Source organism: Pseudomonas lini, assembly GCF_030812475.1.
GTDB classification, from domain to species: Bacteria; Pseudomonadota; Gammaproteobacteria; order Pseudomonadales; family Pseudomonadaceae; genus Aquipseudomonas; species Aquipseudomonas lini_A.
Map to the genome: position 1 here is coordinate 207,621 of NZ_JAUSSR010000001.1, position 20,466 is coordinate 228,086.

General features: G+C 57.0%; 21 protein-coding genes. 6 read left to right on the forward strand and 15 right to left on the reverse strand.

All coding sequences use genetic code 11. From position 1 onward, the window contains the following. Position 1 precedes the first annotated feature (1 nt). The 3 genes from J2W17_RS01040 to J2W17_RS01050 form a co-directional block, all read right to left on the reverse strand. Entirely contained in the window at positions 2-1,450 is a 1,449-nt protein-coding gene (locus J2W17_RS01040; protein WP_307327846.1) for an FAD/NAD(P)-binding protein, read from the reverse strand. Continuing rightward, a complete protein-coding gene (locus J2W17_RS01045; RefSeq protein ID WP_307327850.1) occupies positions 1,447-3,000 on the reverse strand; it encodes an AMP-binding protein in 1,554 nt (517 codons plus the stop codon). The genes J2W17_RS01040 and J2W17_RS01045 overlap by 4 nt, the downstream gene beginning before the upstream one ends. 621 nt (positions 3,001-3,621) lie before the next feature. Beyond that, the gene (locus tag J2W17_RS01050; protein ID WP_307327853.1) at positions 3,622-4,920 is read right to left on the reverse strand and encodes a mechanosensitive ion channel family protein; all 1,299 of its coding nucleotides are present in this window, start codon (positions 4,918-4,920) and stop codon (positions 3,622-3,624) included. A gap of 193 nt (positions 4,921-5,113) precedes the next feature. On the opposite strand from J2W17_RS01050, the gene J2W17_RS01055 reads away from it, so the two are divergent. Beyond that, positions 5,114-6,460 carry a DEAD/DEAH box helicase gene (locus J2W17_RS01055; protein WP_282483259.1) on the forward strand — a complete coding sequence of 449 codons (1,347 nt, stop codon included), beginning with the start codon at positions 5,114-5,116 and terminating at the stop codon, positions 6,458-6,460. Positions 6,461-6,533: 73 nt separating this feature from the next. Here the strand turns inward: J2W17_RS01055 and J2W17_RS01060 are convergent, their stop codons facing one another. Both J2W17_RS01060 and J2W17_RS01065 read right to left on the reverse strand, forming a co-directional pair. After that, complete coding sequence (locus tag J2W17_RS01060) at positions 6,534-6,809, reverse strand: hypothetical protein (RefSeq protein ID WP_307327859.1); 276 nt, start codon at positions 6,807-6,809, stop codon at positions 6,534-6,536. A 327-nt stretch (positions 6,810-7,136) separates the two neighbouring features. Beyond that, positions 7,137-7,871 (reverse strand): DUF899 domain-containing protein, encoded by a 735-nt coding sequence (locus J2W17_RS01065; protein WP_307327862.1) that lies wholly within the window; start codon positions 7,869-7,871, stop codon positions 7,137-7,139. 187 nt (positions 7,872-8,058) lie between these two features. Here J2W17_RS01065 and J2W17_RS01070 point away from each other — a divergent pair, with 187 nt between their 5' ends. Beyond that, on the forward strand, positions 8,059-8,448 hold the full coding sequence (locus J2W17_RS01070) for a transcriptional regulator (protein WP_307327865.1): 390 nt from the start codon (positions 8,059-8,061) through the stop codon (positions 8,446-8,448). Positions 8,449-8,629: 181 nt separating this feature from the next. On the opposite strand, the gene J2W17_RS01075 is transcribed toward J2W17_RS01070, so the two are convergent. The 4 genes from J2W17_RS01075 to J2W17_RS01090 all read right to left on the reverse strand — a co-directional run bounded on the left by J2W17_RS01075 (position 8,630) and on the right by J2W17_RS01090 (position 11,035). Next, positions 8,630-9,499 (reverse strand): DUF6279 family lipoprotein, encoded by an 870-nt coding sequence (locus J2W17_RS01075; protein WP_307327868.1) that lies wholly within the window; start codon positions 9,497-9,499, stop codon positions 8,630-8,632. Positions 9,500-9,564: 65 nt separating this feature from the next. Next, on the reverse strand, positions 9,565-10,281 hold the full coding sequence (locus J2W17_RS01080) for a TorF family putative porin (RefSeq protein ID WP_307327872.1): 717 nt from the start codon (positions 10,279-10,281) through the stop codon (positions 9,565-9,567). A 214-nt stretch (positions 10,282-10,495) separates the two neighbouring features. Further along, positions 10,496-10,684 (reverse strand): hypothetical protein, encoded by a 189-nt coding sequence (locus J2W17_RS01085; protein ID WP_017337097.1) that lies wholly within the window; start codon positions 10,682-10,684, stop codon positions 10,496-10,498. Positions 10,685-10,810: 126 nt separating this feature from the next. After that, on the reverse strand, positions 10,811-11,035 hold the full coding sequence (locus J2W17_RS01090) for a hypothetical protein (RefSeq protein ID WP_307327876.1): 225 nt from the start codon (positions 11,033-11,035) through the stop codon (positions 10,811-10,813). Here J2W17_RS01090 and J2W17_RS01095 point away from each other — a divergent pair. The 3 genes from J2W17_RS01095 (at position 11,034) to J2W17_RS01105 (ending at position 13,447) form a co-directional block, all read left to right on the forward strand. Beyond that, positions 11,034-11,870: a CvfB family protein gene (locus tag J2W17_RS01095; RefSeq protein WP_307327879.1), complete on the forward strand. Its 837-nt coding sequence runs from the start codon at positions 11,034-11,036 to the stop codon at positions 11,868-11,870. The genes J2W17_RS01090 and J2W17_RS01095 overlap by 2 nt on opposite strands. Before the next feature lie 287 nt (positions 11,871-12,157). Continuing rightward, the gene (locus J2W17_RS01100; protein ID WP_307327882.1) at positions 12,158-13,090 is read left to right on the forward strand and encodes a DMT family transporter; all 933 of its coding nucleotides are present in this window, start codon (positions 12,158-12,160) and stop codon (positions 13,088-13,090) included. 228 nt (positions 13,091-13,318) lie between these two features. Further along, entirely contained in the window at positions 13,319-13,447 is a 129-nt protein-coding gene (locus J2W17_RS01105) for a PA1414 family protein (protein ID WP_003184145.1), read from the forward strand. 169 nt (positions 13,448-13,616) lie between these two features. On the opposite strand, the gene J2W17_RS01110 is transcribed toward J2W17_RS01105, so the two are convergent. The 6 genes from J2W17_RS01110 to speB all read right to left on the reverse strand — a co-directional run bounded on the left by J2W17_RS01110 (position 13,617) and on the right by speB (position 19,236). Then, complete coding sequence (locus J2W17_RS01110) at positions 13,617-13,868, reverse strand: acyl carrier protein (protein WP_307327885.1); 252 nt, start codon at positions 13,866-13,868, stop codon at positions 13,617-13,619. A 54-nt stretch (positions 13,869-13,922) separates the two neighbouring features. After that, the gene (locus tag J2W17_RS01115; protein ID WP_307327888.1) at positions 13,923-14,648 is read right to left on the reverse strand and encodes an MBL fold metallo-hydrolase; all 726 of its coding nucleotides are present in this window, start codon (positions 14,646-14,648) and stop codon (positions 13,923-13,925) included. An 85-nt stretch (positions 14,649-14,733) separates the two neighbouring features. After that, positions 14,734-16,113, reverse strand: coding sequence for a sodium:solute symporter (locus J2W17_RS01120; RefSeq protein ID WP_307327891.1), 1,380 nt, complete (start codon positions 16,111-16,113; stop codon positions 14,734-14,736). A gap of 189 nt (positions 16,114-16,302) precedes the next feature. Then, complete coding sequence (locus tag J2W17_RS01125) at positions 16,303-17,814, reverse strand: purine-cytosine permease family protein (protein WP_307327894.1); 1,512 nt, start codon at positions 17,812-17,814, stop codon at positions 16,303-16,305. A gap of 54 nt (positions 17,815-17,868) precedes the next feature. Beyond that, the gene (locus J2W17_RS01130; protein WP_307327899.1) at positions 17,869-18,276 is read right to left on the reverse strand and encodes a YybH family protein; all 408 of its coding nucleotides are present in this window, start codon (positions 18,274-18,276) and stop codon (positions 17,869-17,871) included. Between the two features lie 9 nt (positions 18,277-18,285). Next, positions 18,286-19,236, reverse strand: coding sequence for an agmatinase (gene speB, locus J2W17_RS01135; RefSeq protein WP_064679168.1), 951 nt, complete (start codon positions 19,234-19,236; stop codon positions 18,286-18,288). Positions 19,237-19,571: 335 nt separating this feature from the next. Here speB and J2W17_RS01140 point away from each other — a divergent pair, with 335 nt between their 5' ends. Further along, on the forward strand, positions 19,572-20,465 hold the full coding sequence (locus J2W17_RS01140; RefSeq protein ID WP_064679167.1) for a LysR family transcriptional regulator: 894 nt from the start codon (positions 19,572-19,574) through the stop codon (positions 20,463-20,465). Position 20,466 lies beyond the last annotated feature (1 nt).

Here is a 20,466-nt window from a genome sequence, read left to right on the forward strand (position 1 = left end):
ATCACTGGTCTCTCGAAAGAATCGCGGATGTAGCAGCGACGCTGTGCATGACGTTACGCACTACATCGGTCGTTGCCAGGAATTCGCCCTTTGTCAGGTCACCGACAATAAAAAGTCCGGTGACTTCACTGCGACGGCTAGAAAGTGCCTGATAGGTTAACGGGTTGATGGAAATCCCGCCTAGCGAGTGAGTCGTAATCGAGCCGTTTGCCAACATATTCTTCAGCAGGGGCAATTGTTTGAGGTCAGCCTCTTCATAGCCAACACCCCGCCCATCGATCAAATAGTCGACACTCAGGCAATTGTTTTGCCCATGATAAATGTCAAAGCTTAAGTCGGTAGCTTCGATTCCTCGCAGATTAGAGAAAATTTGCAGTTGTTGACGTCCCATCAACTGCAATATTCGCGCGGCACTGAATGCAGGAAATGCCGCCAGATAGGTCATCCAGGGTCCATGATATTTAGTCATGAAGGTGGCTTTATCTTCGGTGCTTAGTTTTGTCCAGAGCTTATCCACAATGGTGTAGGAGGCTAACAAAACGCTTTGCCAAAGATGATTGCCTTGCGAACAGTTTTTGAGCTCTTGATCAAGTTCCTCGGCTTTTGTTGCGTCGGTTTGTCCGAAGCCGTTCCAGTCAATACAATGGTTAGTGACAATATCAAGTTCTGTCTTATGAAGCGCAAGTATCGACTCCAGCGTCTGATTTTGTTCGACCAACAGAGCGGTGAGGAACGCGCTCGAATCATAACCGGAGTGTTCAGCGATGATCTTAGGTAGCTTGCCCGCTCTGGAAGCCATGATTATTTTACCGGTATGGCCATTTTCCTGAAGCGCCAGGACTGCGTCGATCGCGGTTAGCCGAGTGCCGATAATGCCTACCGTTGCATCACTAGGTATGTTCATGTCTTGGTAGGGAGAGTGGAAAAGTTTTTTGGATGTGTTGCTTAACAATGGTGCCTTAGGCGAGTGCCCGATACAGATAATCACTTTGTCGAAGAGCTCGTTGGTGCCATTATCAAATTCAACGATGAATTTTCCGCCGGACGTGATAGGCGTAACGCAGGTCACAGAAGCGTTAATAAGTTCGGCGTGAGTCGCATTGTCTAACGCATTTTGCAACTGGTGGCCAACATACATGCCAAATAGTTGCCTTGGAGGAAACTCAGACCATGCCTGTTCATAGTTGATGGATGCCTCACACCATAATGACTGGTTTTTAGCTCTCCATTCGACAAACTCTAGAGGGTTATTGGGGTTGATACTCATGATTGAAGCAGGCAGATTAATAAGGTGGCTTTTATAATGTGTGCCGAAGGCTAGCCCGGTGCCTGGTTTTCGTTTGTCGACAATGACGTACTCAAGTGCCGGGTCCCGTTTTTCCAGTTCAAAATAGAGTTGGTTGAAAAGGCAAACGCCTGTTGGTCCGGCACCAATTTGTAGAACTCTCATTTCGACGCTCCTGCCAGCAATTTTACGGCTATCTTGTTTGCTTCCGTGCGATCGATTTTACCGCTCATGGTCATCGGTAAATTTCTGATGAAGTAAATATTATCGTTGTGGATCGGGTAATCATCAAGATAAGAGACATGCCGAGCTATTGATTCGTGGTTGGGTGCTTTGCAGTGAGTATTGAGTTTTATCAGCAGTATTATTTTTTTGTCTATTTCGTGCGGTGAGGCAGTGGCGACGCACTCTAATATGTCTTCATGGTCTCGCAAATGAGATTCCAATTCTGTGAGATCGATCAGTTTTCCAAAAACCTTGATCCGTGCATCGGCCCGTCCATGGAGACTGAAATTTTCGCCGTCATAAGAGGCCAAGTCACCCGTCCGATACCATCGACCATGGCGGCCGAGGGGTAGTCGGCGCAGATATCGACCTGCTGTTCTGCTGTCATGGTGCAAGTATCCTTGGCCCACGCCAGCACCCCCTATATACAACTCACCTATCTCATGCTGATCCGCGTGCTTGCCGTCGTTTTTCAGAATGGCAATCAGAGCGCTTGGGAACGGAACGCCAATAGGGAGGGGGGAATCATCGCGAAGATTTGCCAAGGCTTCTTTGGTTGGTTCGAAGTAAGTGCTGTCAATGGTTGTTTCGGTCGTTCCGTAAGAAAATACCAGACGGCAATCGTCACCAATGATTTTACGGATATCCTTGAACTCTCTGGCTCGCATTACATCAGATCCGGCAATCAGCAATTTGAAACTATTAAGAATGATTCCATTGTTCAATGCGTAGGTATAAAGCTCTCTGAGAATGATCGGTGTAAATTCGGCGCATTCGATTTGGTGAGTAGCTATGAAGTTGGCCAGGCTTTCAGCGACGTGCTTCTCGGCTGATGTAGGCACAAAGATGGACGCGCCTGAACACAGCCCGCGAATCCAGTCACCTGCGAATACATCAAAGGAGAGGCTGGCAAATTGTAGATGCTTTTTGATGCTGTTCAACTGATAGATATCATTCCAGCTTTTGAATGTCTCAATCAGGTTGACGTGGCCTATAGCTACTCCTTTTGGATCTCCGGTAGAACCAGAGGTGAACATGATATAGGCCAAGGGGTGATACCGTTGTGTGATGAAGGTATCGAAGGCAGGCGCAGATAGATCGTTATAATGGATAAATTCGGGATCGTTGTCTTGCCGGGTGTATGGAAGATCAGGTGCTGATAGAACGAGTTCAACATTAGCTACGATCAGGGTGCGTTGTATTTTTGTCGGGGCCATCAATGGGTCTATTGGGCAGTAAATGCAGCCCGCATGCAGGCATCCCAACAAGGACGCTAGTGCACTGCTGACGTCATCTTGCATAATGGCAATGATACTGCCTGGTTCTATGCCTTTGCTCTGGATGTAGGCAGATACCTTGTAAAGTTCGAGTTCCAATGTTTGATAGCTGACGGTTTTGTGATTCGTTACGATGGCGACACTATTGGGGGTGGTGTGGCAGAATTTTAATATGAGATCGAGAATTGAGTCGTGGTGAGTGGCGCGATGCATAAACTAATCCTTATGTTTATGGTTGTTTTTTTAGGAGTGTAGTGTGTAGGCTGGTGACTTTGAGAAGCAGTAGCCTGCTACTGCACAAGGCTCCGGTTCGTATTTTTTTTCGGAGGAGTTTGTTGTCGTTCTTTAATGGGCGGTTGAATTACGAGGGCCGCAAAGGTCTAGCCATAGCGATTGTTTGGCGGTTAAGCAGGGAGGTTTGAATGTCAAACAAGTTGAGGGAGCTTTTTGAGGAGTAGTCATCATGCCGATGTCGGAATATGGGCATTCTTATCATTTTTGCCTACCTTGGACGTGATCAGAATCTAATGAGTAACAAATATTATTTTCTACGTCAACCCGGGGCTTTTTAGGGAGACGAGTTAGGGCGCAATACTCCGCGTCCCAGAGCTGTCGGGAAAAAATTAAAAATTGTAATCAGTTGAGTATTCGCCTTGCGCCATGTTCCCGGAAGCGTCTGTCACTCGGTAGCTTGGCCATCATTTCTTCAAAATGGAGGCGTTCGATTCCGAGTAAATTTGTGGCTTGAATTCCTGAGTGTTCAAGTTGGATTTGCCCAATCCAGAATGCTTTACGGCGTTCTGGATGCAAACCATTCGCGAAGGACCCGTAATGTTACATGACGTGCTTTTCAGGCTCTGGAATGTGGCTCGCACCGAGCATCGCCGGGAGTAACCCGGCCCTCAGATCCCCACCACTGGGCTGCTGATACAGACTCAAGCCAAACTCCGGCAGCACCGCCAGCAGGTAATCGAAGATATCCCCCTGGATCCGCTCGTAATCGGCCCACACCGTGGTGCGGGTGAAACAGTAGATTTCCAGCGGAATCCCCTGCGCGGTGGTCTGCATCTGGCGGACCATGCAGGTCATGTTCGGCTGAATCTCCGGGTGGCTCTTCAGATAGGCCAGGGCATAGGCGCGGAAGGTCCCGATATTGGTCATCCGCCGCCGGTTGGCTGACATTGCCGCGACGTTGCCCTGGGCTTCGTTCCAGGCCTTGAGTTCGGCCTGTTTGCGGCGGATGTAATCGGTCAGCAGATGCACCTGGGCCAGCTTCTGCTCTTCGTCGTCGCGAATGAAGCGTACGCCGCTGGCATCGATGAACAGGCTGCGCTTGATCCGGCGTCCACCGGACTGCTGCATGCCACGCCAGTTCTTGAACGACTCGGACATCAGGCGCCAGGTCGGGATCGACACAATGGTCTTATCGAAATTCTGCACTTTCACCGTGTGCAAGGTGATGTCCACCACGTCACCGTCGGCACCGACTTGCGGCATCTCGATCCAGTCGCCGACGCGCAGCATGTCGTTGCTGGTCAGCTGCACGCTGGCGACAAACGACAGCAGGGTATCCTTGTAGACCAGCAGAATGACCGCCGACATGGCCCCCAGGCCCGACAGCAGCAACAGCGGCGAACGGTCGATCAATGTCGCGACGATGATGATCGCGCCGAACACGTACAAGACCATTTTCGCCAATTGTACGTAGCCTTTGATCGAGCGGGTGCGGGCGTGTTCGGTGCGGGCATAGATGTCCAGCAGGGCGTTGAGCAGGGCGCTGACGGCCAGCACCAGGAACAGGATGGTGAATGCCAGCGCCACGTTGCCGAGAAACGTCAGGCTGGTCTTGCCCAGCTCCGGCACCAGGTGCAGGCCGAACTGGATCACCAGCGAGGGCGTCATCTGTGCCAGGCGGTGAAATACCTTGTTATGACGAAAGTCGTTGATCCAGTGCAGCGAAGGCTGACGGCCGAGCAATTTGGTCGCGTGCAGAATGAGGTAGCGCGCCACTCGTCCGAGGATCAGCGCAATCACCAGCAACAGCAGCAGCCCGAGGCTGGAATGCAGGAGCGGATGCTGATCGAGCGCACCCCAAAGGTCTTGGACGTTGAGCCAGAGCTGTTTGATATCCATGGGCAAAAAGGGGTCTTCTATTGGATGCGACGGGGGGATTAGAGCATTTAAGACGCGTTGGATGACGTTTGATGACAAAAGGCGCAACAAAAAAACCATTGTTTAGCGCCGTTTGTATAAAGAAACTCGGCCTTCGCGCTCGAAACCGTTACCCTATGCAGCTGTTTTTTTGTATTTCTTCGAGGTAGCACCCGTGTTTTCCCAATTCGCCCTGCACGAACGCCTGCTCAAAGCCGTGGCCGAGCTTAAATTTGTCGAGCCAACGCCTGTGCAAGCAGCGGCTATTCCGCTGGCGCTCCAAGGGCGTGACCTGCGGGTGACAGCGCAAACCGGCAGCGGCAAGACCGCTGCATTCGTCTTGCCGATCCTCAACCGCCTGATCGGTCCGGCCAAAGTCCGTGTCAGCATCAAGACCCTGATCCTGCTGCCGACCCGCGAACTGGCCCAGCAGACCATCAAGGAAGTCGAGCGTTTCGCCCAGTTCACGTTCATCAAGTCCGGCCTGATCACCGGCGGTGAAGACTTCAAGGTCCAGGCCGCGATGCTGCGCAAAGTGCCGGACATCCTGATCGGTACGCCGGGGCGGATGATCGAGCAACTGAACGCCGGCAACCTCGACTTGAAAGAAGTTGAAGTACTGGTGCTCGACGAAGCCGACCGCATGCTCGACATGGGCTTTGCCGAAGACGTGCAGCGTCTGGTGCAAGAGTGCACCAACCGTCAGCAGACCATGCTGTTCTCGGCCACCACCGGCGGTTCGGGCCTGCGCGAGATGGTCGCCAAGGTGCTGAACAACCCTGAGCACCTGCAACTGAACAACGTCAGCGACCTGAACGCCACCACCCGTCAGCAGATCATCACTGCCGACCACAATCAGCACAAAGAACAGATCGTGAACTGGCTGCTGGCCAACGAGACCTATCAGAAGGCCATCGTGTTCACCAACACCCGGGCCATGGCCGACCGTATCTACGGCCGCCTGGTGGCACAGGACTACAAAGCGTTCGTGCTGCATGGTGACAAGGACCAGAAAGACCGCAAGCTGGCCATCGATCGTCTGAAGCAGGGCGGCGTGAAAATCCTCGTCGCCACCGACGTCGCCGCTCGCGGCCTGGACGTTGACGGGCTTGACCTGGTGATCAACTTCGATATGCCGCGCAGCGGCGACGAGTACGTGCACCGCATCGGTCGTACCGGCCGCGCCGGCAACGATGGCCTGGCCATCTCGCTGATCTGCCACGGCGACTGGAACCTGATGTCGAGCGTCGAGCGCTACCTCAAGCAGAGCTTCGAGCGCCGCACCATCAAGGAAGTCAAAGGCACTTACGGCGGACCGAAGAAGGTCAAGGCCTCGGGCAAAGCCGTCGGCGTGAAGAAGAAAAAGGTCGACGCCAAGGGCGACAAGAAGAAAACCGGCGCCAAGGCCCCGACCAAGCGCAAGATCGCCAACCGCCCGAAGACCGACGCCTTGTCGCTGGTCAGCAAGGACGGCATGGCGCCGCTCAAGCGCCGCAAGCCGGAAGCGCCGGCTGCTGAGTAAGTCGTCGATAGCGAGGTAATAAAAAACCCGGACAGTGTCCGGGTTTTTTTATGCTTGGAAATCTGTTTGGCCTTCAACCCTCAGCTTTCTTCTCAGCCGTTTCCAGCTCCTTCAATCGCTGGTCGATCAACTGGCACTTGTCCGGCAAATCCTTGCTGGCAGTACCCAGGTCCATTTTCTGCAGTTCGTCATTGATCTCCTTGGCCTTGGCTGGATTCTGCTCGGTGAGCTTGGTGACCTCCCTGGCCAGTTGTTCACGCTTGATGGTGGCTTCTTCAGGTGTGCAGGCCCATACAGGGAGGGCGCAAGCGATAGTGGCAGCCAGGGTGAGTTTCAGCAGGGTTTTCATGGGGCGAGCCTCAGTTCCGGTTAAGGCGGGTTATCCGGTTGAGGGTTCGTGCATGGAAAAGTTCAGCGACGGAAGCGCTCAATTGCAGATTGCGCCCTTTCAAGCTGAACTATTAAGAGCGCCTCTGGCAACTGTAGGAGCTGGCTTGTCGGGTCGCCGCATCGCAGCGAAGGGGCCATCACATTCAACATTGATGTCGTCTGACACACCGCCTTCGCTGGCAAGCCAGCTCCTGCAAGGGGATTGAGAGGTTAATGACTACTGTGAAGATCCGGATCGATGTGGGAGCGAGCTTGCTCGCGATGGCCGCGACTCGGTCTGCTTGTTCTATCCCCCATGACAGCAGCTGGATGAAGCCTTCTGTTCATACTGATCATGCAGCCGCACCCATTCCATGATTTGCTCTTCATTGCGGCCCTTGGGCGTCAGATCCAGGTAGTTATAAGCGCCAACCAACAGGTCGAGGCCCCGGGCGTAGGTGGAGTAGGTATGGAAGATTTCGCCGTCTTCGTTGCGATAAAACACGCTCAGGCCGGGGAGTTCTTCTTCGGCGCCGTCGGATTTTTCGTAGTTGTAGGTCGCCTTGCCGGCGGCGAGGTCTTCGGCCCGGAACGAGACGCCGAAGTCGTAGTTGAAATCGCAGCCCTCGGACGAGACCCAGTCGAATTTCCAGCCCATGCGCCGTTTGAACGCCTGAAATTCGGCGAAGGGTGCGTGGGAAACCGCAACCACCGCCACGTCATGGTGGGCCAGGTGCCGGTTGGCGCCGTCGATGTGGTCGGACAGGAACGAGCAGCCGGAACAGCCTTCGTCCCAGCCTTTGGCGAACATGAAGTGGTAAATGACCAACTGGCTGCGACCGCCGAACAGATCGGCCAGTTTCAGCTCGCCGTCAGGGCCCTGAAAGCGGTAATCCTTGTCGATTTTCACCCAGGGCAGGGCGCGACGTTCGGCGCTGAGTTTGTCCCGTTCCCGGGTGAAGGCTTTTTCGTGGGCCAGGTGTTGTTTGCGGGCAGCGAGCCATTCTTCCTTGGGGACGACGGGATGGTTCTGAATGTTCATGGGTTTTCTCCTGCGTGATGCTGGGAGGTAACTGACATGGCTAGTCGTTTGACCTGTGCCCAATTCGACATACCACCGGTCGGTGCTGTTCAAAACCTGATTAAAGAGCTCAGCTGAACGGCTGCGCACGCTGTCGGTCACAACCTATGTAGGCCATTCCACTCACGGGCGCTGGAGGTTGATCAGGATGACGACTTATAACTGGGATTTGATCGAACGTTTGCTGCACGAAGTACAGAACGGGGCACCCAGCTTCACGCCACGTCCCTATGCCGAACAATACGCTGCCGAGCAAGCGACAGAGGGCGAGGTGACGGAAAACCTGGATCACCTGAAAGCGGTGGCCGGCGAGTACGAAAAGTTACTGCTGGAGCGTGGCTATATTGAGCCTCGTCCTGAGGAGCAGGGTGGCACCGGTTCGAACTACGTCTTGACACCACGGGGCTCGAGTTTGTTGAGCTTGATCGACAGCAGCATTCCAGGCAATGATCACCCGCGGCAGGTGCTGGATGAGCAGGAGGATGCGCTGGACGAGGTGACGTTTGATCAAGTGGCGTCGAAGGCGCAGATCGCCTGAGTCTTACGCCAGCTCCTACATGATGCACGGCGTACCGATGGAACGGGGGTCAACGCCGCCCCCTGTAGGAGCCGGCTTGCCGGCGAAGGCGTCTTCATGGGCGGTGTAAGCCTTGAAGTCGCATTCGCTGCGATGCGGCGATCCGGCAAGCCAGCTCCTACAAGGGATTTGTGTTGGACGCTTAACCTTGTTTGGTGGCTTTCAAACATTTCAAATCATTGAAATCCTTGCGCACGCCCTCGATTTTCTTCAGCAATCGCTGCCGTTGCTCCGGGGTGCTCTCGGCCATCAAGTCCACGAACAGCGACCGCGCCTGGGCTTCGGTGTTGGCGTACGCCTGGCGGTAAGCGGGTGTCCACAACGTCTCTCGATTGACCAGAAGCGTCTCGACGCGCTGGGGGAATTGCGGGCTCTGGCGCTGCGCAACCGCCGCACTGAATTGCTTTTGCCAATGGACGCGGTTAGCGATCCATTGCGTGTTCTGATCGCCCAAGGCCATTGACCAGTCGACTACCCGTTGCTTTTGGGGAGGGCTGAGTGGGCCGAGCCAGTCATTCAAGCGTTTTTCCATGCGCTCGCCACGCTCCTTCACCTGCTGATCGAGTGACGGTTTCAGGTATTGCTCCTGACGTTTGCGCTGGTCCTTGGCGAAGGCGTCGTTCATTTCCGCGACTTGTTTGTCATTGAGCCCCTGCAACAATTCGATGGCTGAGGGGGTGATTTCCCTGGCGGTCTGGGCGATGGCTTGCTTGGCTTCCTGCGTGCGTGCTTGTAGTGCAGCGTCGGTGACCTCGTTGCGCTCCACCATGTCCTGCAGACGGTCCAGCCAGTCGAGGTAACCCGGCAGTTGCGTGGTGCAGTGCCAGCTCAGGTGCTCTTCGAGGCGTTCGTTGAACCAGTCCTTCTGCCCGCCATTCATGCTCAGGTAATCGCTGAGCGTCCACGGGATGATCACGTCGAGATTGCGATAGGCCAGACCGACGCGGCTGCACGCGCCGAGGGCAAGACAGAGGGTGATAACGACGGTGAGACACTTCAACCAGCGCGACATGGGCAAGTCCTTGCGAAAGCGTAGGTTCTCATGTGAACGCGGGATGAACCCGCCAGTTCAGCCAATCAATAGAAGGCATGTTGAGCTTTGAGGGTGACCAGGCCATCGCACTGGCTGTTATGCCCGGAATAGGCCGAACAGTCGCTGCCGCTGAGGCTGGAATCGCTGTAGATCAGGTTCAGGTCGATGCCCATGAATGGACGGGAGAGTGTCACTGACCAATCGGTGAAACTGCCGACATAACCACCCTCCACAGTCACCGGGGCATTGAGCTGGTGCGTCGTGTATTTCATGCTGACCCCGATGCCGAAGGGCTGATTGCCGTTCAGGTCGGCGAATACGGTACTGTTCTGTTTATCCGGATCGTTGCTGAACGCCGCGCCGAAGCGACTGCCCAGCAGGGTCAGGCCACCAAACAACTCCTGGCTGTCGAGCGTCTCCACTGTCGGGTAGCTGTAATGGATCATGCCCACTTCGTAACCGAGGCTGTGATCGAAGGGCTGTTTAAAACCCACGTAGGAATCGACTTCAAGATTTTTGCCCGGACTCAGGCCCACGCTCGGCGACCATTGGCCCACGTAAAATCCGCTATCGTGGCTGAGATCCAGTCCGCCGTGGAACGAGCCGGTGCTGGCAGGCTTGACCAGACCCTGGGCCATGCTGCGGCTGGGGGAGGTGCCCAGTTTGAGGTCGAAGTCGCCCAGCTCACGCTGGAAGATTTGCGCATTGGCGACCGAACACGCCAGCAGGCTGACGAGCAGGAAAAGAAAGGGTTTGAGCATACGTCACTCCATGAACAGCGAGGCACAGGAAAAACCTGCTGAAACGCTTGATCTAGACGTGTGCAAGGATACCGGCGAATGCCCGGCGCTGATGGCCGTTCGTCGATTTTTGATGGATGTATTATTGGGCGGGGTGTTTCGGGAAGGTTCCAGTCCAAGCGCTTCGAAGCTCAAAGCGCTTAGGGACCAGTTATCGCGGGCAGATCTTCAAGCGTTACTTTTTGCCCAGAGTGATCTGCTTGGACGGGCCGAATGTCTGGCCGCTGACGCCTTTGGCAATTTGCTGGATCTCGCCGCCAGACTTGAGGAACGCAGCAATCTGATTGTTGATCGATTCGCTGGTTTCAACGGCTGGAGCTGGCTTTGCTTTGCTGTTGGATGCTTTTACACGCATGGCGGCCATTAACCTGTAGAAATTAACTTGGCCAGGCATAGTACAGGAAATACTTGACAATTGCTTGATAAATATCCTCCCGAAATACAACTCGCAGGTCGGTGGTGTATCGCGGGTTATTGTTCGGAAATATCCCTAAGCTGCTGTTTTAACTAAAAAGAACAGAGCGAAATTAGCGGTTTTTGCCTGACAGGCAAGCGCAACCAGCGTCACCCTAGGCTGACGAGTGGCCAGGCACGCGGGATAAAAATCAGGAAAATTAAGGCCTTCAGAGGATTTTCCTGCGCCATCGGGCTGGCCGCCGAACGCAACCCGCAAAACCGGGTAGAATGCCGCCCACGCAATGAGGGTATTGGACATGGCTTTAGTCGGGCGTTACAACAGTTTGCAAGTGGTTAAACACACTAACTTCGGTTTATATCTGGACGGTGGCGCAGACGGCGAAATCCTTCTGCCCAATCGTTATATTCCCAAAGATATTCCCAGTGAAGATGAAGACTGGCTCAACGTTTTTATTTATCTGGACAGCGATGACAAACTCATCGCAACTACCGAGAAGCCGAAAGTACAGGTCGGTGAATTCGCCAGTTTGAAAGTCGTTGAAGTCAACAGCATCGGGGTTTTCCTGGATTGGGGCTTGCCGAAGGACCTGTTGTTGCCGTATTCCGAGGAAAAGCGCCAGATGACCGCCGGCGAGTATGTCGTGGTGCACGTCTACCTCGACAAACACACCCGTCGCATCACGGCGACGGCGCGCCTGGACCGCTACCTGGACAAGAGCCCGGCCAACTACACCCCGGGCCAGGAAGTTGATCTGCTGGTCGCCGAAGCCACCGACATGGGGTTCAAGGCGATCATCAACAACAAGCACTGGGGCCTGATCCACAAGAACGAAATCTTCAAGTTCATGCGCGCTGGTAAAGAAGAAAAGGGCTTTATCAAGGAAGTCCGGGCCGATGGCAAGATCAGCCTGAGCCTGCAACCGGTCGGCGAGGAAGCCGCCTCCAGCCTGAATTCGAAGATCCTCGCCAGGCTGCGCGACAACAACGGCACACTGCCGGTGAGCGACAAGAGCGACCCGGCGGTGATCACCAGCATGTTTGGCGTCAGCAAGGGCAACTTCAAAAAGGCGATTGGCGCGTTGTACAAGAACGGCCAGATCGTCATTCATGCCGACCGCATCGAATTGAGCTGACCCGGCCTCGGCCCCTTGTAGGAGCGAGCTTGCTCGCGATGGACTTCAAGGCGCCGCGTTTTACAGAAAACACGCCATCGTTGACGACCTTCGCGAGCAAGCTCGCTCCTACAGGGGGGGCGTGACGCAACCAGGAAGCCAAAGGTCTCTGGCAGGCGGCATTTTCTGCCCATCTGGTTAATAATCGGCAGCATCGTTTTTCTCCCCGGCGCTTGATCGGCAACGAACCGGGGCTTTTGCTTTTACTTTCGAGTCACTGCCATGGATTGTGTTGTCGAGGTAGTCCGGTGAGCGTCACCCGGCGTAGCGCCGATGGGTTTGCCCTGCAAGTGATGATGGGGCTATGCCTGATCTGGGGTGTCCAGCAGGTGATAATCAAATGGGCGGCGCCCGACATTGCCCCGGTCATGCAAGCGGCGGGGCGGTCGGGTATTTCCGCGTTGCTCGTAGGACTTTTGCTGTGCTGGAAGGGCGGTTGGGACCAGGTCGGCAGTACCTGGCGCGGCGGTTTGCTGGCCGGCGCGCTGTTCGGTCTGGAGTTTTTGTTCATTTCCGAAGGCCTGCAACTGACCACGGCCGCACACATGTCCGTGTTCCTTTACACCGCGCCGATCTTTACCGCATTGGGTGTCAACTGGTTGTTGCCCAGTGAACGCTTGAGACCCGTCCAGTGGCTGGGAATATTCCTGGCTTTCATCGGGATTGCCATTGCATTTGCCGGTGGAGTGTCTTGGGACAATCTCGATCGGCGCATGCTCTTGGGCGATGCGTTGGGCGTGCTGGCCGGCGCGTCCTGGGGTGCGACTACAGTGGTGGTGCGCGCTTCGCGGCTGTCGGAAGCGCCGGTGACCCTGACCCTGTTTTATCAACTGATCGTCGGTTTCGTCGGCCTGCTGCTGATCGCCGTCCTCAGCGGCCAGATCGGTCACGTCAGCCTGACCACGGTGGCGGTGGCCAGCGTGCTGTTCCAGGGATTGGTGGTTTCGTTCTTCAGTTACCTGACCTGGTTCTGGCTGTTGCGCCGTTACCTGGCAGCGAATCTGGCGGTGTTTTCGTTCATGACGCCATTGTTTGGCGTCACCTTCGGCGTGGTGCTGCTGGGTGAAGAATTGAGTCTCAATTTCATCGTCGGCGCGGTGCTGGTGCTGTTGGGCATCACCTTTGTCAGTGCCGAGCAGTGGGTGCGCCGTCATCTGCGCAAAGCCCTGGGGCAGGACTGACCGTGCCGGTGGCCGATCGAATGTGTGGATCAAGCGGCGACAGACGGTCTAACCACCGGCACCGACTCGCGGTCGTTTGATTGCTTGAACTAATGGTCAGGTATTTGGATCAATTCAGTAACAGATCTTTGCCACTTTTGGCGAGCATTGCGCAGGACTTCGGACTATTATCAGTGCGAAGGGGCTACAGAATTTCAAGCCGCTCGGCACTACCCTCAAGGGGGCACCATGAAAGAGAAAATCCAAAACTGGCTGCATGACCTGGGTGTTGCACTCGGTTTGATCGAACCGCCTTTGCAACCTGTGCCTATTCGTACTGACGACGAACAGCGTCGACGCCAGCCGCGTCGCCGGTAGGGCAGGCGCTTTCCGGTGGCGAGGGAGCTTGCTCCCGCTGGGCCGCGCAGCGACCCCATTGCTGCCACCAAGGTCGGTCAGATTGGCCTCGTATCAAGCTTGCGACTGCTGCGCAGCCGAGCGGGAGCAAGCTCCCTCGCCACAGCACACTTGTCTCTGGCAACTGTTCTCAGTGTCGCCCAATTCTCAGCAAAAAACGGCTCAAGTCATTCACCGTCATCGCGGTCTTGAGCATCTGATCTTCTTCGGCGGTGAACGCCGTCAAACCCAGCTCATCTTCCAGATGGAAGATCAGTTCTTCGATATCCTCCTTATCCAATCCCAATTGCGCCAGGCTGGTGTTGTCGTCGAAGTCCTCCTCAACCTCAAGCAGGCGGCTGATGAAGCGATGTACGGCGGCACGAACGGCGGCTTTTTTCATGGTTTTCTTCGAGGGCGTTATTGTTGTCGTCCCTGCGCTTGAGTACAGCAGGCTTCAACCATGGGAGCGCTGCCACTCGTCAATCATCGTACGTAAATGCTCTCCGGAAAAACTGCCGAAATGCCCACCGTGCACGGTGCGGATACGCAGCGCACGCAAGCGCTCAAGGCTGCGTGCGTAGTCGTCGAGGTTGGAGTGATAGGCGTCCTCGATGAGCGGGCCGTCGTAGATGATATCGCCGCTGAACAGCGTCTCGGTCGCCGCCTCGTAAAGACTGATGCCGCCGGGTGAATGCCCCGGTGTGTGCAACACTTTCAGCGTGCGGTTACCCAGGTCCAGTACGTCGCCTTCTTCAATCATTCCCGTCGCCGGTGCGGCCTTGACCCGGTATTCGGCGTAGCACAATGGGCAGTCGGGATGAGCCTCGAACATGTCGTCGGCAACGAAAGCTTTGCTCAAGTCGTTATCGCCATCCGGTGCGGCAAGGATGTCCGCCTCCGCCGGGTGTACCAGGCGCTCCGCGAATTCGTGGTGCCCGGCAATGTGGTCGAAATGGCAGTGGCTGGCCACCGCCACCAGGGGGCGCTCGGTGATCCACGGCAATTGCTCGCGCAAGCTCACCAGCCCGGAACCGCTGTCCAGCAGCAAATCCTTGTCGCGACCCTGGATGTGCCAGAGATTGCAGCGATAGAACGGGCGGATGTAAGGCTCGTGAATCAGGCGGATGCCGTCACTGAGTTGTTTCACCTCGAACCATTGATCGCGGCTGACGATCTTCATAAGCCGTTTCCTTCAGGCGAAAAAAAACGAGTGTGGCAACCGACGCCACACTCGTCGAAGAAAAAGTTAATCCATTCTTTTCAGTTTAGACAGCGCTCGCCAGCGGTGCCGGGCGACGGGACAGCAGGCTGACCACGACGAAACTCACCAGGCCGACGCCGAGGCTGTAGTAGATCGGGGTATTGGCGTCCATACCGTCCTTGATCATGAACACCAACGCGGTGGTAAAACCCAAGCCCATGCTGGCGATGGCGCCGGCGGTGGTGGCGCGTTTCCAGAAGATCGCACCGATCAACGGGATCAGCATGCCGCCTACCAACAGGTTATAGGCCAGGGTCAGGGCGCTGATTACGTCATTGACGACCAGAGCGATACCCAACACGACGAGACCGGTGAGCAGGGTAAACAGGCGATTGATGCGCAGGCTCGATTGTTTGCCGCCGCGCAGTTTCGGCAGCAGGTCTTCGGTCAGTGTGGTGGACGCAGCGAGCAGGCCGGCGCTGGCGGTGGACATCATCGCAGCCAGTGCAGCAGCGATCACCAGGCCACGGATACCGTCCGGAAGCGACAGTTTGACGATGGCGGCGAAGGCGTTGTTGACGTTGTCCAGGTCCGGAATCAGCACGTGAGCGGCCATGCCGATCAGGGCGCAGGCCAGGCCGTAGAAGATGCAGTAGATACCGGCGAACGTACCGGCGTACTGAGCGACCTTGGCGGTCCGGACGGTGAACACCCGCTGCCAGATGTCCTGGCCAATCAGGATCCCGAAGAAGTAGATCATGAAGTAGGTGATGATGGTGTCCCAGCCGATGGTGCTGAAGTTGAAGGCTGCTTCCGGCAGTTTCAATACCAACTCATCCCAACCGCCGACACGGTACAGGCAGATCGGCAGCAGGATGAACATCAGGCCCACGGTCTTGATCACGAACTGGACGATGTCGGTGAGGGTCAAGGACCACATGCCGCCGATGGCCGAGTAGACCACCACCACGCCACCACCGAGCAATATCGAGACCCAGAATGGCAGGCCGAACAACACTTGCAACACGGTGCCGATCGCCAGGATCGAGGTCACGCCGATCATCAGCGCATACGCCAGCATGATTGCCGCGCTCGCCGAGCGGGCCATCGGGTTGTAGCGTTTTTCCAGGACCTGGGTAACGGTATAGATTTTAAGCTTGAGCAGCGGTTTGGCGAGGAACAGGTTCAGCGCCACGATCCCGCAACCCAGTGCGGCGCACAGCCAGAAACCGGAAATGCCATGGACGTAGCCCAGGCGCACGGTGCCCACGGTGGACGCGCCACCCAGGACGGTCGCGGCCATGGTGCCCATGTACAGGGTAGGGCCAAGGTTACGACCGGCGACCAGGTAGTCTTCGTTGGTCTTGGCCTTGCGCATGCCGAAGTAGCCGAGTACCAGCATCGCGGCGGCGTAGATGAGTACGACGAATAAATCCAAAGCCATGATGGCGTGTCTCCGATTGTCTTTTTTATGTGAGGCGAAAATCAATGCCTATGGATATATCAATTCCTGTGGGAGCGTGGCTTGCCCGCGATGGGTGCGCCGCGGTCCGCCAGGCAGACCGCGTTATCGTTCATCGCGGGCAAGCCACGCTCCCACAGGTAATGCGTTGACCACAGGTAATGCGTTGAATCAGGCGGCTTGTCGCAACGCCGGTTTACCGAGCGAATCCGTGCCCTTGCTGCGTGAATCATCCGGGCCGAACACCGCGGCCGGTTCCGGGAACAGACTCAGCAGCGCCAGATACACCAGCGACGCCAGGCCGAGGGTCACCGGCAGGCTGATGTCGATGCCGCCCGCCAGATTCCCCAGTGGCCCGACAAACTGCCCAGGCAGGTTCACAAAGCACAAACCCACCAGTGCGCTCGGGATCCAGGCACCCAGGCCACGCCAGTTCCAGCCATGGGTGAACCAGTAACGACCGCCTTTCTCGCCGCGGGTGAACACCTGCAGGTCATCCGGGCAGTAGAAGCCGCGACGCACCAGCAGACCGATGATCATGATCACCATCCACGGAGTGGTGCAGGTGATGATCAGTACGGCGAAGGTCGACACGCTCTGCACCAGGTTCGCGGCGAAGCGACCGATGAAGATGAAGGCAATCGACATCACGCCGATCAGCAGCGTCGCCTTGACACGCGACAGCACCCGTGGGAAGACGCTGGACATGTCCAGCCCGGTGCCATAGAGCGAAGTGGTGCCGGTGGACATGCCGCCGATCACTGCAATCAGGCACACCGGCAGGAAGAACCAGCTCGGCGAGACCGCCAGCAGGCCGCCGACGTAGTTGTTGGCCGCGATGTAGTCCGGCGCCTTGATCGCCACGATGGTGGCGGTGGTCAGGCCGAACAGGAACGGGATGAAGGTCGCGATCTGCGAGATCACCACCGCCGCCATGATCCGGCGCTTGGAGGTGTCACGCGGAATGTAGCGCGACCAATCGCCGAGGAACGCGCCGAAGGAAATCGGGTTGCTCATCGCCACCAGCGCCGCGCCGATGAAGGCCGCCCAGAAACCCGGTTGCCCCAGGCTGACGGTGCCGGCGTAGTTCACATCGAAAGGCCCGGCAAAGGCGAAGAGGCCCAGCAGGAACAGCAGGCTGGCGCTCCACACCGCGATCTTGTTGACCCACAGCAGGAAGCGGAAGCCATAGATGCAAACGGTCAGCACCAGGATCGCGAACAGACCGTAGGCCAGGCCCAGGGTCAAATCGGTTTCCGGAAGACCGACCAGGCGCTTGGCACCACCGATCAGCGCATCACCCGAACTCCACACCGAGAGCGAGAAGAACGCGATGGCGGTCAGCAACGACAGGAACGAACCGACGATCCGCCCGTGCACGCCGAAATGCGCACCGGAAGACACGGCGTTGTTGGTGCCGTTGAGCGGGCCGAACAGGCCCATGGGCGCGAGGATCAGCGAGCCAAGCAGTACGCCGAGCACAATCGCCAGCACACCGGCCTGGAATGACAGGCCGAACAGCACCGGGAAGCTGCCGAGCACGGCGGTGGCAAAGGTGTTGGAACCGCCGAAGATCATCCGGAACAAGTCCGTCGGGCCTGCGGTGCGTTCGTTGTCCGGGATCTGTTCGACCCCGTGGGTTTCAATCTGCGTAAGGCTTTGGTCGTTGTTGTTGTTATTCATGATCTGCTCCGATCATAAAGGCGCGCTCATCGTGCGTGAGCGTCACCTGTTTGGCTAAGGGGGTGGCAGCCCTTCCGGCATCGCGGACAAATGTTCGTGGCAGGCCAGCCATGGGCCTTGTTGTTGTCGGCGAAACACAATCGTCTCGCGCTCCTGGCTGAAGTGTCGCTCCCCTTGCATGCGCAGCTCGGTGGCCACGTCATGGATGAAAATCGCCACGTCACCCTGCAGGCTGACGACAGCGTTGCTCGACATGCACGAAAGCACCTCGAAGCCATCCTCGGTCCGCCAGCTGTCCCACAACGCCTGATAGGCATCGCGTGACAGCAGAGGCTGTTCGAGGGTGTAGAACACGAAGCTGGCATCGGCGCTGAATGCGCCGAAGTAGGCTTCGCGATCGTTACGGGCAAAGGCGGCCACCAGATCGGCAGCGGCCTTGAGTACCTGATCACGTTCGTTCATGACCGATCCTCAGCGGTGCGTCACGCCCGGCAGTACGCAGAGCATTTCGTACAGCAGGTTGGCGGCCAGCAGCGAGGTGTTGCCGGTGGTGTCGTACGCGGGCGAGACTTCTACCAGATCACAGCCGATCAGGTCGAGGCCTTGGCAGCCGCGCACGATTTCAATCGCCTGAATGGTCGTCAGGCCACCGATTTCCGGGGTGCCGGTACCTGGCGCCCAAGCCGGGTCGATGCCGTCGATGTCGAAACTCAGGTACACCGGACCGCCGCCGACTTTCTCGCGAACTTCGGCCATCAGCGGGGCCAGGGATTTGTGCCAGCACTCTTCGGCCTGAACCACACGGAAGCCTTGTTTACGGCTCCAGTTGAAGTCTTCGCTGGTGTAGCCCTGGGCACGCAGACCGATCTGCACCACGCGGTCGCAGTCGATCAGGCCTTCCTCGGCGGCACGACGGAAGGTGGTGCCGTGGGCGATTTTCTCGCCGAACATGTGATCGTTGACATCGGCGTGGGCGTCGATGTGTACCAGCCCGACCTTGCCGTGTTTCTTGTGGATGGCACGCAGGATCGGCAGGGTGATGGTGTGGTCGCCGCCCAGGGTCAGCGGGATCACATTGTGTTCGAGAATATTGTCGTAGGACTCTTCGATGATCCGAACGGCGTCCAGCAGGTTGAAGGTGTTGATGGCCACGTCGCCGATGTCGGCCACCGACAGCGAGTCGAACGGGGCGGCGCCGGTGGCCATGTTGTACGGGCGGATCATCACCGATTCGGCGCGGATTTCACGTGGTCCGAAACGGGTGCCGGGACGCAGCGAGGTGCCGATGTCCAGTGGGACGCCAACGAAGGCAGCATCCAGACCGGCGGCGGTCGGCACATGGGGGAGTCGCATCATGGTGGCGATGCCGCCGAAGCGCGGCATTTCATTGCCGCCCAGTGGTTGGTGAAGAATCTTGTCCACGGGTAAGGCCTCATCGTCGTTGTTTTATTTATGTCGGTTGGCCGGTCGGGGAGACGCGGGCACCGCTGTGGGCCGATTCTGCGAAATGTAGTGGCGGGGAAGAATCGCTACGGGCAAATACTTAGTTCAGATTTTTCTAAACTAATGGTGGAGGGGGAGATAGACTTATCGGCTTGAGAGATGTGTTGTGTGGGCGGGCCGATCGCCAGCAAGCCGGCTCCTACAGGTCGGCGCTGTCCTGAAGCATTCTGTAGGAACCGGCTTGCTGGCGATCGGTTGCGCAGCAACTGCCCATCCAGCAAGGCAGACTCACAGCAACATGTTACGGAGCCCCCATGGCCAACGCTTTACCCGACCTGAAACTATTGCGCATCTTCGTCAGCGTGGTCCGCCATCAGGGGTTCGCCAATGCCCAGCAGGAGCTCAACCTCTCTACCTCGGCCATCAGCACCTACATGAGCCAGCTCGAAGCGGCCCTGGGCCTGGTGCTCTGTCATCGCGGTCGTGGCGGCTTCAGCCTGACCAGCAAGGGTGAGCTGTTCCATCAGGAAACCTTGCGCCTGCTCGGCGAACTCGAAGGTTTCGAGCAGTACGCCGCCGCCCTCAAGGGCGAACTGCGCGGCACGCTGAACCTGGGGGTGATCGATTCCACCGTCAGCGACAAGGCCTTGCCCTTTGCCGAAGCCATCGGTGCCTACACCCAGGAACACCCGGCGGTGCATTTGCACTTGTCGGTCATGAGCCCATACGAACTGCAGCTCGGGGTACAGGACAATCGCCTCGACCTGGCCATCGGCGCTTTCTCCACGCGCATGAGCGGGCTGGTCTACATGCCGCTTTACCGTGAGCAGCACTGGTTGTATTGCAGCAGTCGACACCCGCTGTTCACCGAAAGGCGTATCCCCGAGCAGGTCATCACCCAGCAGCGCATGGTCGGCCGGGGTTACTGGAGCCAGGCGGAACTGGCGCGCCACGGCTTCAAACACAGCGCGGCGACCGTGGAAAGCATGGAGGCGCAGCTGATTCTGGTGCTCTCCGGCGCGTATATCGGTTACCTGCCGGAGCACTACGCCCAGGCCTGGGCCGACAAGGGCGACTTGCGGGTGCTGCTGCCGGCGACCTTCGGGTATCAGGCGCCGTTTTCGATGATCGTGCGCCGCGGCCGCAGTCGGGAGCCGCTGATCCAGACCTTTCGCGACTTGCTTAAAGCACAACTGAATCAGGCTTGAG

What these genes read in the sequence shown, in the direction of transcription:
- J2W17_RS01115 (WP_307327888.1), bottom strand. Translation starts at nt 14,648, where the DNA reads ATGAAGATCGTCAGCCGCGATCAATGGTTCGAGGTGAAACAACTCAGT.
- J2W17_RS01125 (WP_307327894.1), bottom strand. Translation starts at nt 17,814, where the DNA reads ATGAATAACAACAACAACGACCAAAGCCTTACGCAGATTGAAACCCAC.
- J2W17_RS01045 (WP_307327850.1), bottom strand. Translation starts at nt 3,000, where the DNA reads ATGCATCGCGCCACTCACCACGACTCAATTCTCGATCTCATATTAAAA.
- J2W17_RS01140 (WP_064679167.1), top strand. Translation starts at nt 19,572, where the DNA reads ATGGCCAACGCTTTACCCGACCTGAAACTATTGCGCATCTTCGTCAGC.
- J2W17_RS01070 (WP_307327865.1), top strand. Translation starts at nt 8,059, where the DNA reads ATGACGACTTATAACTGGGATTTGATCGAACGTTTGCTGCACGAAGTA.
- J2W17_RS01085 (WP_017337097.1), bottom strand. Translation starts at nt 10,684, where the DNA reads ATGGCCGCCATGCGTGTAAAAGCATCCAACAGCAAAGCAAAGCCAGCT.
- J2W17_RS01060 (WP_307327859.1), bottom strand. Translation starts at nt 6,809, where the DNA reads ATGAAAACCCTGCTGAAACTCACCCTGGCTGCCACTATCGCTTGCGCC.
- J2W17_RS01050 (WP_307327853.1), bottom strand. Translation starts at nt 4,920, where the DNA reads ATGGATATCAAACAGCTCTGGCTCAACGTCCAAGACCTTTGGGGTGCG.
- J2W17_RS01095 (WP_307327879.1), top strand. Translation starts at nt 11,034, where the DNA reads ATGGCTTTAGTCGGGCGTTACAACAGTTTGCAAGTGGTTAAACACACT.
- J2W17_RS01120 (WP_307327891.1), bottom strand. Translation starts at nt 16,113, where the DNA reads ATGGCTTTGGATTTATTCGTCGTACTCATCTACGCCGCCGCGATGCTG.
- J2W17_RS01080 (WP_307327872.1), bottom strand. Translation starts at nt 10,281, where the DNA reads ATGCTCAAACCCTTTCTTTTCCTGCTCGTCAGCCTGCTGGCGTGTTCG.
- J2W17_RS01105 (WP_003184145.1), top strand. Translation starts at nt 13,319, where the DNA reads ATGAAAGAGAAAATCCAAAACTGGCTGCATGACCTGGGTGTTGCACTC.
- J2W17_RS01090 (WP_307327876.1), bottom strand. Translation starts at nt 11,035, where the DNA reads ATGTCCAATACCCTCATTGCGTGGGCGGCATTCTACCCGGTTTTGCGG.
- J2W17_RS01075 (WP_307327868.1), bottom strand. Translation starts at nt 9,499, where the DNA reads ATGTCGCGCTGGTTGAAGTGTCTCACCGTCGTTATCACCCTCTGTCTT.
- J2W17_RS01110 (WP_307327885.1), bottom strand. Translation starts at nt 13,868, where the DNA reads ATGAAAAAAGCCGCCGTTCGTGCCGCCGTACATCGCTTCATCAGCCGC.
- J2W17_RS01040 (WP_307327846.1), bottom strand. Translation starts at nt 1,450, where the DNA reads ATGAGAGTTCTACAAATTGGTGCCGGACCAACAGGCGTTTGCCTTTTC.
- J2W17_RS01130 (WP_307327899.1), bottom strand. Translation starts at nt 18,276, where the DNA reads ATGAACGAACGTGATCAGGTACTCAAGGCCGCTGCCGATCTGGTGGCC.
- J2W17_RS01065 (WP_307327862.1), bottom strand. Translation starts at nt 7,871, where the DNA reads ATGAACATTCAGAACCATCCCGTCGTCCCCAAGGAAGAATGGCTCGCT.